The organism is Streptomyces sp. NPDC054770, from assembly GCF_053611985.1.
On the sequence record NZ_JBSHBL010000001.1, the window covers coordinates 48580 to 58477 of the forward strand.

Annotated in this window: 7 protein-coding genes and 1 pseudogene; 3 read left to right on the forward strand and 5 right to left on the reverse strand. The window is 71.8% G+C overall.

Translation table 11 applies throughout. The features are described 5' to 3' along the window. Positions 1–44: 44 nt before the first annotated feature. Positions 45–1922, forward strand: coding sequence for a hypothetical protein (locus ACWGKQ_RS00205; RefSeq protein ID WP_453289581.1), 1878 nt, complete (start codon positions 45–47; stop codon positions 1920–1922). A 351-nt stretch (positions 1923–2273) separates the two neighbouring features. Here the strand turns inward: ACWGKQ_RS00205 and ACWGKQ_RS00210 are convergent. Continuing rightward, a pseudogene (locus ACWGKQ_RS00210) lies at positions 2274–2453 on the reverse strand (site-specific integrase); the annotation flags it as partial. 102 nt (positions 2454–2555) lie between these two features. Between ACWGKQ_RS00210 and ACWGKQ_RS00215 the strand changes: the two are divergent. After that, positions 2556–2756: a hypothetical protein gene (locus tag ACWGKQ_RS00215; RefSeq protein ID WP_453289582.1), complete on the forward strand. Its 201-nt coding sequence runs from the start codon at positions 2556–2558 to the stop codon at positions 2754–2756. 121 nt (positions 2757–2877) lie between these two features. On the opposite strand, the gene ACWGKQ_RS00220 is transcribed toward ACWGKQ_RS00215, so the two are convergent. The 3 genes from ACWGKQ_RS00220 to ACWGKQ_RS00230 all read right to left on the reverse strand — a co-directional run bounded on the left by ACWGKQ_RS00220 (position 2878) and on the right by ACWGKQ_RS00230 (position 5392). Then, entirely contained in the window at positions 2878–4350 is a 1473-nt protein-coding gene (locus tag ACWGKQ_RS00220) for a sialidase family protein (RefSeq protein WP_453289583.1), read from the reverse strand. 372 nt (positions 4351–4722) lie between these two features. Then, positions 4723–4929 carry a hypothetical protein gene (locus ACWGKQ_RS00225; protein WP_453289584.1) on the reverse strand — a complete coding sequence of 69 codons (207 nt, stop codon included), beginning with the start codon at positions 4927–4929 and terminating at the stop codon, positions 4723–4725. 187 nt (positions 4930–5116) lie between these two features. Then, positions 5117–5392, reverse strand: a complete 276-nt coding sequence (locus ACWGKQ_RS00230; RefSeq protein ID WP_453289585.1) for a hypothetical protein — start codon at positions 5390–5392, stop codon at positions 5117–5119. Positions 5393–5916: 524 nt separating this feature from the next. Here ACWGKQ_RS00230 and ACWGKQ_RS00235 point away from each other — a divergent pair. After that, positions 5917–6888 carry a PucR family transcriptional regulator gene (locus ACWGKQ_RS00235; protein ID WP_453289586.1) on the forward strand — a complete coding sequence of 324 codons (972 nt, stop codon included), beginning with the start codon at positions 5917–5919 and terminating at the stop codon, positions 6886–6888. Here ACWGKQ_RS00235 and ACWGKQ_RS00240 read toward each other — a convergent pair. Beyond that, positions 6870–9898 (reverse strand): DUF7902 domain-containing protein (locus ACWGKQ_RS00240; RefSeq protein ID WP_453289587.1); only part of this gene is annotated, 3029 nt, incomplete at its 5' end. The two genes, ACWGKQ_RS00235 and ACWGKQ_RS00240, sit on opposite strands and share 19 nt — an antisense overlap.

The window sequence follows — 9898 nt, forward strand, 5'->3', positions numbered from 1 at the left end:
GTACGGTCATCGCACAGGCATCCGACGACTCCCCGCCTACGCGCATGGCTGTCGAGGCGATACGCACGGCACCCCAGGGCACGGACCGGGATGGCCTGATCATGGCCCTGCTCACTGGACCGCTCGCGCAGTCGGCGCCCGAGTGGCTGTTGACCACGGCCATGGAGAGCGATCCGAATCGCGAACCGCAGCCGTACATGACGACCGACCGCATGGAGTTGACCCGCGTCGCCCTGTCGCACCCCGCCTGCCCGGACGCATACAGGGTGCGGTATCTGCGGGAGTGCACTGACGCGCGACTCGGTGTGCTTGGCCGGAGAGAGGGTGGGGCAGCGCTCATCCGCGCCGTCGTTGCTGAGCTCCACCGCCGCTCGGCAACTGGCCTGTCCATCACCCCCGAGCTGCTGACGGCTCCGACGCCCGCCCAGCTCGTACTCGGTGAACACGGCCTGCACGAGGACGTGTTCGTCGCAGCCCTCGACTGCCTCCCGTCCAGACCGGACAAGCATGACGGCGAAGAGGACGTCGAGGCGTGGATGGAGCGCCACCGTGCCGCATCCGACGCATGGGACAGCATGTGGTCCGGCGTCCTCCGGACGCAGACCGGGCATCACCGCCGCCTACTGGCCTGGTCCGCGCACCACCCCGCCGCCGATCGCGTGGTGCGCGAGCATCTGCTGGGCTCCTTGCCGTGGCACGTCGAACCGGCCTTGTTGGAGGAAGTCGCCGCACACGACCTGGAGTACTTCGGTCGAGCGGTCCTCCTCACCCGGATCTCCCGGTCCTGCCGGGACGGTCTGACGCCCGCGCAGGCACGGGAGCGCTACGCCGAGGAGCTGGCGGCTGCGTCCCAGGAAGAGCGGGACTACGTGGAGCGATTCCTCGACGGGGAGATGCAGTCCGGGTACCTCCAGACCATGGCCTGCCGCTCCGCTGTAGCCTGGGTGGAACGTGCAGGCAGGCAAACCTGGCGGTTCCTCCTCAATCCCGGCGAGGCCCGGCGTCTCGGACGGCCCCGGGAATGGCTGGCGTCCGAAGAACTCGTCGCCGCCCTCGGCACCCGGTTCGCGACCATCTCCCTTACCGCCTTGAGCCTCTGGGAGCCTGACCCCGATTCTCGCTATCCGGCCGTGCGTGATCTCGGCTGGTTGCACGCACTCCTCGTACATCTCCCCGAAGTCCCGGACGAGGCGCGGCAGAAAGCACGTCTCGTGGTGCGGGACACCCGCCGGGCCCTGTCCGCCCGGTCCGATGCGCACGGCTACTCTTCCTCCGGCCATTCCGCGTGGGAGGAGAACCGACGGGCCAAGGAACTGATCGCCACCATCATCCCGCTCGTCACCGATCCCGTCCCCGCCTTGCCGGGCCGGCGCACGGCCTCCCTCGGCGACCCGCAGGGCATCGGTTTCAAGAAGCTGGCCGACGCCGACGAGGACGTTCTTGTCGCCTACCTGGACCGGCACAGGGGCAACGACACGCTCGTCGAGGAGGCCCTGCTCTCCTTTGCCGCCCGCTCCTACCGGAAGTCCCTCACCTTCGACGACGTGCTGGCCCGCCACTCCGCCCCGCAGCAGGCACTGCTTGACCTGACTCTGCACCTACGCAGGCGCCTGGGCGGCGGACCCGACCTACGTGGAAGCTGGGCCGAGATCCTGCTGGTCCGGCCCGAGTGCCCTGCGGAGTTGCTCCGACTGCTGCCTGCCTGGTCAGCGCTGAAGGCCCGCGGCCCGCACTACAACACCACTCATCCCGCAGTCGCCGCCTACGTCACCGAGGCGCTCGGAGACCGTGACGCGGCGTGGGAGCGGTTCGCGGCGAGTCCCATGTCGCACGCCGGCCCGGGCGCCTGGCATCGGCTCGGCGACCTCCTCGACGCGGCAGTCAAGGGGACCGCGTGGCCGACGCCTCCGCCGGGACGATGACAGCAGCCATGCCGGTCAGTCTCAGTCTCGTGGACATGATCCCCGAGCGCCTCGCCGAGTACATAGAGAACGTCAGTGGCAGGGTCCGGACGAGTGGCTCCTCGGGAGCCATCTGGGAGCCGACCCGCTCCCCGAGCCCCTTCAAGACCGCCCGAGACCGCGACAGCCCAACGCCCTGATCAGGTAAAACACCAACCGCGCTGGCAAGATCAGCACCCGAACCTCATTCGGGACGAAGAGGTCGTGGGTTCAAATCCCGCCACCCCGACGCTGGTCAGAGGCCAGGGAGTAAATTTGCTCCCTGGCCTCTGTCGTGCCCGGGGAGCCAAACAGGGGGCCAGACGAATTGGATCAGGCTCCCGCGCTGCTCTCTTCCGAGGCGGCCGCCTGCTCCCCTTCCTGATCTTCGGCGAAGATGTCGTCGTCCATGGCTTCGGCCCCCTCAGTGATCACGGGCCGGAGCTGCTTCCGGTAGACCGCTTCTGTGGTGGCCTGGCTGCTGTGGCCGACCAGGAGTGCGATGCGCACCAACAGCACTGTCACCCGAATGGCCCAATATGACGTGCCACCCACATGGGTGAAGATCAAGCTGGCTAGTGCCCCAACCGAGGCAATCCGTGAAAGGCGAACCACATGCGCATTCGACGAATCCTCGCGGCCGTCATCGCCACGGCAGCCCTCGCCGGACTCGGCCTCACAGGCGCCGCCACCGCACAGGGTGCCCCATCCTCCGTCACCCCTTCTCAGTGCAGGCAGGGCGGCGGAATTCCCGCGATCAATGAGCCGGGCAACCTCTGCAAGGGCGGTACGCACGACGGGGAGACGGTCGACTGAACCCCACAAGGCGCCCCGCAGCCACGCGCCGCGGGGCGCTCCCGCGCGAGCTGTGGGTCCGGACGATGTACGAGTTCCCGGCGGACGGCAGGCCAGTGCCGTACGACGGCGTTCGTGTCGGTCAGGGGATGCGGAGACTGCTGGTGTACACGTCCGTACGGTTCTGTGGTGTGCCGGAGTGCGTCTCGGTGAGTACCGCCCGTACTTCCTTGCCGTCCGCCGCCAGGCCTTGGTAGTCGCCGAGGAAGTAGCCCCCGGAGAACGGCGCCTGCAGCCAGTCGAAGACCCGCGAGATCCGTCGTTCGGTCCGGAGCTTCGGGTTTCCGTGCTGCAGCGTGGCCAGTTGGTAGGCGGTGGGCAGGGTGGTGGTGTTGCCGGGCCTGAGGAAGCGCAGGTCGTAGTAGGTGAGCGCGACCGTGCCCCGCTCGGCGACCGCGATCGACGGTGAGAAGGCCGGAACGCCCTTGGGGCTGATCAGCTCCGGGGTCCCCCAGGTGCGTCCGCCGTCGGTGGACCGCACAAGCTGGACGGAGTCGAACTTTCCACCGGAGAAGTCCGAGCCCTCGTAGGCCATGTACAGCGTGCCTGTCTCGGGGTCGACGGCCGGGCTCGGCAGAGTGGTCCCGTCGCGCAGCAGTTTGGTGGGGTCGTTCGGGTCGACCTCCGGTACGGACGTGTCCCGGGCCACGATGACCGGGGCGCTCCAGGTCTCTCCGGCGTCGGTCGAGGTGACCACCTCGTAGCGGGCTTCGACGACGGTGCTCAGGTCGTCGGAGTAGGTGATCCGGTCGAAGAAGTCGTACAGGGTGCCGGTGCGCCGGTCGACGACGATCAGATGGCCGATGGTCTGGGTGTCGGGCACGCTGCTGGTGTCGACGAACGGCCGGGCCCTGCTCCAGGTGCGGCCGCCGTCGCGGGTGAGGGAGATGTAGCCGGGACCGTCGAGGGAGCTGGGGCCGGATGGGTCGTTGTCGAGGCGGTTCCAGACCTGGTAGGCGGTGCCCTTGCGGACCGGGTCGGCGGTGAGTGAGGGCTTGTCGTTGAAGAACGGCTGCTCGTCCACGTGCGTGGTGGTGAGGTTCCGCCAAGTGCGGCCGCCGTCGCGGGAGGTGACTGCCAGGAGGGCGGTGCGCGTGCTCTTCGTGAAGTCGACGCCCTCCCCGCTCGCGTAGACGGTGCCGTCCGGTCCGGTGCTCACCCAGGGGTCGGTGGCCCGTTCGTAGTCCGCGCCGCCGGGGGCGCACAGGCTGAACGGCAGCGTGCTCTGGTGGAAGGTGCGGCCGTCCGTGGTCCAGCCGGCCGCCAGGCCACGGGCGCCGCCGTCGTTCCAGCGGTCCTGCTGGAACACGGTGACCACGCGCTGGGGGTCGCGCGGATCGACGGACAGGTACGGCTCGACCTCGGTGGCCGGGTAGACGATGCTGTCGGGGGACCTCGCGCCGACGGTGCACTTCGCGTACGGGTCGCCGTGGGACACATTGACCAAGCGTGTGCCGTCGGGGTTCCGGTCTGCTGCGGCGGGAGTCGCGCCGGTGGCCGTGACGAGCAGGAGCGCGGCGGTGGTGACGGCGGTCAGGGGCAGGAAGACGCGCATGCGGGATTTCCTCCGGGCCTGTCGGCCGGGCATCAGGGCGGCCTGGGCAGCGGAGGCGTACCGGAACGCGAGGGTGGGGCGACTCCGCCTGGTCCTTTTCGGCGTTGCGGCCGGTGCCCTTGATGGGCCGAACGACGGAGTCGTCCCCGGGGTCGTCGAGGAGCACGGCGGAGCCGACCGGCGGGTGCACCGTGCCGGTCGGCTCCTTGGTCGCGGCGGGACTGCTCGTTCTTCTGCGCCCGTTCAGGACCTGCCGAGTGTCAACAACGCCCGTGGTCAATGCAGCTGGGAAATCCGGATCAGTACAGCTGGAAACGCGAACGATTTCAGGACGGCGCGGACCGACTGGTTGTCCAGCCGTGCGCCGGCCGGTCAGGTGATCGCCTGCCTGGTCCCGTCAGGCAGCTCACAGGTCTCGCCGGCGTAGGGGCGTGAAACGATCTGTCCGCCGGCGGCCGTGCAGTCGTCTCTGGAGATGTTCGGAGACGAGGCGGCCCCGGCGCTGACAGCGCCGGCGGCGCTCGCGCCGGCAAGGGTCGCCGCGGCCAGGGCGAGGCCCAGGATTCTTCGCATGCGCATGACTTCCTCCTCCTCTCAGGCGCCTTCGTTCGGCCTTCGGGAAGGACAAGTCTCAGGACGACGGCGCCCTCTTACTCAGCATGGGCGCTTCGCGTGAGGCCCGCGAGGCGAGGACCGACCTCGACCGGTCGCATCGGCGTCGAGACTGCCCACCGGGGCCGCGTCGGCTGCTGCCGCACGCGGTGCTCTAACGCGGTTCGTGGGCCGCCGCCCGGCAGGCACCGGTCGCGGCGCCGCCCGCCACTCCGGCCCCGGTCAGTCCGGTCACACAACTCTGCAGGTCTCCGACCACGCCACGGCCGCAGGCCGCTGTGACGGAGTCGGAAGCCGTGGCACCGGCCAGTTCGGCCATCTTTGTGCAGGCGGGGATGTCCGCCCGGACCGCGGGAGCGGCGAGTACCGCACCACCGAGGGTGAGGGTCAGGCCGGTGAGAACACCGGCGATACGGGTCGACGTGCGCATGGGACGCACCTGCCTTCCGGGTTGGCCGCGCGGTCCTGGTCCCGGCAGACCGGATCGGATCCACGCGGTAAGGCCGCTTGGCGACGCTCGGTCCCTCACTCCAGCGTCGCATCTTCTCTCCCGCCCGTCCTGGGCATCCGGGGGCGTACCCCCCAGACCACCGCACCCCAGTGCAAGGCGGTCGGGCTCGGAGTCGAAGTAGCAGTGGAGTCGACCGGGGTACCCGTGGGGGTTTCCCACGGGTGCCCCGCGTTCCGGTGGTGTGAGCTCGTCGTAGGTCACCGTTCGCGCAGGCTGACGCTCGGGGGGCGGGGGGGTCGGTGGGTGGGTGTTGCCGCAAGTGGAAAGGCCACCTCAGGTGTTGTGTGTCAGCGGTGCGGCGTACGCTGGCAGGTCGCTGTCGTGGTGTGCGGGGGAGGACGAGGGAGTTGGCTACGGGCAGAGCGGCTTCGGGGGTGTCCGCTGCGGCCGGGGACGGTTCGTGGGGGCTATTGCTGGAGGATGTGGCCAGGAGCGGGCGGCGGTTGCGGCGTGCGGAGTTGGAGGCGCTGCGCGAGTACGGCGACCGGGCTGCCGAGGAGGGGCGGGGGCTTGCCGAGCTGGTGGACGAGCGGCTGGCCGCTACCGGCAGGGTCTGGGAGGGGCAGCCGGTGGACGCCGCTTCGATGGCCGCGCTGCGGGCCGCGATGGCCGCGCTCGCCGCTGGGCACGGGCGGGCCTACCGGGAGCGGCTGCGCCGGGAGGAGGCCGGGCGGCGGGAGTTCGTGGCGGATCTGCTGAGCAGCCGCAGTGATCTGGGGCGGCTGGCCGAGCATGCCGAGCGGTTCGGGCTCAATCTGGCGTGTGCGCATGTGGTCGCGGTCGCCGAGGGCGACGGATACGACCTGGAGGATCCCCAGGTGCGGGCGCTGGAGCGGCAGTTGCTCGGCCGCTTCGGTGAGGAGGAGGTGCTGCTGGCGGTCAAGCACGGGCGGCTGGTGTGCATCGTGCCCGCCGGCCCCGGCCAGGCCGCGGCGGTCAAGGCGTTCGCGGAGCTGACGCAGGGACGGCGGGTCGTCGTGGGCCGGCCGCACAGCGGGCCCGGCGGTGTCGTGCACTCCTACGAGGAGGCGCGGAACGCGTTGGAGCAGGCGGCCCAGCTGGGGCTGGACGGGCAGTTGCTGAACGCGGCCGACCTGCTGGTCCTGCCGGTGCTGCTGCGGGACCGGGAGGCCCTGGAGGAGCTGGTGCGGGGGGTGCTGGGCCCGTTGCGGAAGGCGCGCGGCGGGGCGCGGCTGCTGCTGGAGACCCTGACCGCCTACGCGGAGTCGCGCTATGTCGCGGCGGAGGCGGCGCGGCGGCTCGGGGTGAGTGTGCGTGCCTTGGCGTACCGCATCGCGCACATCGTCCGGCTCACGGGACTGGATCCGGACGACGCGCTGCAGCGCTACACCCTGGAGACGGCGGTGTTCGGTGCGCGGCTGCTGGGGTGGCCGGATCAGTCTGCGGACGGGTAGGAAGCGGAGGGGTAGGAAGCGGAGGGGTAGGAAGCGGAGGGGTAGGCGGCGCACAGTTCGTGCCAGCGGGTTGTCTGTTCGGGGGTGGAACGGCCGCGGAGCCGGGCGAGTTTGAGGAGGTTGGCCTCGGCGGCGCTGCCCAGGGTGCGGGCCTCGGCGAGGTAGTGGTCGTCGAGCAGGGCCTCCACCTCGGTGTCGCTCTGGACGGGGTCGATCCGGGCGGCGAGCTGGACCATGGTGCGGTAGGAGCCCTGGAGCAGGAACGGCGGTTCGAGGCGGGTGGTGTCCTCCTGGGCGGCGGAGGCGATGTAGGCGCTGTTGACGGCCAGCACGGTCCGCTGGACGCGGCGCAGCCGGGTGAGCGTGGCCAGCACCCGGTCCAGGTCCAGTACGGGGTGGGTGAGCTGGTCGGCCTGTGCGCCCGGGTCGCCGTCGGCGAGGGCGGCCAGCAGGGCGAGGTCGGCCGGGTCGGTTCCGGCGAGGGGGGCCAGTACCGGGTTGGCGGCGAGAGCGTTCTCCAGGAAGGAGAGGGCGAACAGGTCCTGGTGGCCGGTGAGCACCTCGCCGAGGTTCCAGACATCGGCGCGGTTGGCGAGCATGTCGGGGATCTGGAAGCGCTGCCCGTTCGCGGTGTGGGGGTTTCCCGCGAGGCAGACAGCGAAACGGCGTCCGCGCAGGTCGAAGCTGCGGGCCACGCCGTCGCTGACGGCCTCGACACGGCGCTGCGCGTCGCACAGCGGGATGAACTTCTGGAGCAGTTCGGCCGAGACGTGCTGGATGTCGTCCACGTGCAGAAGGACGTTGCTGGCCGCCTCCAACGCGAAAACGATCTTCTCGACCTCGCGGCGGGCGGCCGCGTCGGGGGCGCGGTCGGGGTCCAGCGAGGTGGTGCCGGTACCGAGCGCGGGGCCGTCGACGCGGACCATGAGCAGGCCGAGGCGGTCGGCGACGTATTCCAGGAGGGTGGTCTTGCCGTAGCCGGGCGGGGAGAGGAGCAGCAGCAGGCCGCTGCGGTCGGCAGGGCCGGTGGTGTCGAGCGTGCCGAGTTGCTTGGCCAGGTTGTCGCCGACCAGCGGCAGATAGACCTGGTCGATGAGCTGGTTGCGGACGAAGCCGGCGAGCGGGCGGGGGCGGTGGTCGTCCAGGCGCAGCCGGGCCCGCTCGGCGGTCAGGACGTCCGCGCGCCGTCGTTGGAAGGCCCGGAAGGCCGGTACTCGCTCTTCCCTGAACACCCTTGCCCGGTAGGGGAGTTCGTCGATGCGTACGGTCAGTCGGCCCTCGTGGACGCGGGGGTGGGTGCCGAGGAGGCCGTCGACCGTCTCGGCGACGGGCGCGGAGATCTCGTAGCGCGGCAGGTCCGGTGCGCACAGGTGCGCGGCTGCCTCCGGCACGCCCTCGCCGTCGGCGCCGTCCGCATGCATGGAGACGTACGAGCCCAGCCAGGCGGCGGCGAGTTGGTGCCGGGCCGGCAGGTCGGTGCCGAGCGCGGCCAGGTCCGCGGTGAGGAGAGGGGCGGCGGCGGTGTGGCGGAAGCCGTCCAGGAGGGTGCGCGCGGCGCTGCCGGTGGCGAACCCCTCGTGCGGGTCGGCGAGTTCGTCCAGCAGGTAGTCGCCGGCCCGTGGCGCCGGGGCCAGTCCGATGGCGGCGGTGAACTCGGCGACCGCGTGCGTGAGTTCGGCCGCCAGGTCGAAGGAGGCGGTCGCCGCGCCCTCGGGGCCGAAGTGGACGCGGGCCAGCGCCAGGGAGCGGGCGCGGCGCTGCCAGGCGGCCCGCTGGGCGTCGGTCGCGCCGTGGGCCCAGAACAGCTGGGCGGTGGCGCGCACCTCGGCGGGGTGTTGCAACAGCCCCGCACCGGCCCGGAGTCGTAGCAGTGCGCCGAGGATGGTGGTGGCGTCCTGGTCGTGGACGCCGCGCTCGTACCCCTCGTCGTAGCCTCGCTCGGCCGCGCGGCGGACTTGGTCGAGGAGTGGTTCGCCCGGTTCGCCGGTGGCCGTGACCGTGGCGGTGGCCGTGGCCGTGGCCGTGGACAGCAGCGAGGCCGCCAGGTACTCGGCGCGGTAGAGCGTCGGTGACTCGCTGACCAGGGGCTGTGTCCAGAACTCGCGGCCGGCCAGCAGCTCGGGGAGGTCGGCGGACCTGCGGTAGCCGGTGCCGGTGACGACGAAGGCCAGACCGCCGTCACCGTCCGGCTGGAGGGTGAGTTCCACGGGTTCGCGGCGGACGGCGAAGCGGTGGCGGCCCAGCCGGACGGTGGCGCCGCCGTCCTCGGACAGGTCGGCCCGGTCGCGCAGTTCGCGCAGGGCGGTGCGGACGGCGCCGAGCAGGCCGTCCTCCAGTTCCTGGGCGCGTACCCGGTCGTCGAGGTCGCGCAGTTCCCCGGCGGCGGCCCGGATGCGCAGCGCCATCGGGTCGGCGGCCTGCGCGGCGTGGATGTCGGCCGCCGAGCCGAGCCCGGCGAGGCGACGGCCCAGCGCCTGAAGGGCCCGCCGGGCGGAGGCGGCGGCCCGGTCGGCGCGGGCGGCGGCCTCGTCCAGCAGGGTCTGGCGCCGGGCGGCGAACGCCTGCCGGATCTCCTCCCGGCGCAGCGCCAGGTCGGCGGCGAGGTCCTCGGCCTCGGCGAAGCGGGCCTCCAGCGCGTCCACCCGCAGCAGCAGGCGGGCGAGTTGGTCGTCGCAGGCGGCCGGGGTGTCGGCGGCGGTCAGCGCGGCGGTCGTCGCCTGGGCGAGCAGCGCCGACTCGGCGGCGTGCGCGGCGCGGTGCTCGGCGTCGAGCAGGGCACGGCGGCGGGTGGTCAGCACCGCCCGGGCCCGGTTGACCGCCGCCAGGACCTCGCCGATGGCCAGCAGTACGGCCGTTCCCGCGCTCGGGTCGGCATCGGCCGCGCCGGTGACCAGGTCGGTGACGGTGGCCAGGGCGTCCGCCTGCTCGGTGAGGCGGTCGGCGAGCCGCGCGGCCTCGGCGGCGGTGGCGCTCCAGGCCCCGTACGCGGCGGCGAGCCGGGGCCCCGGGA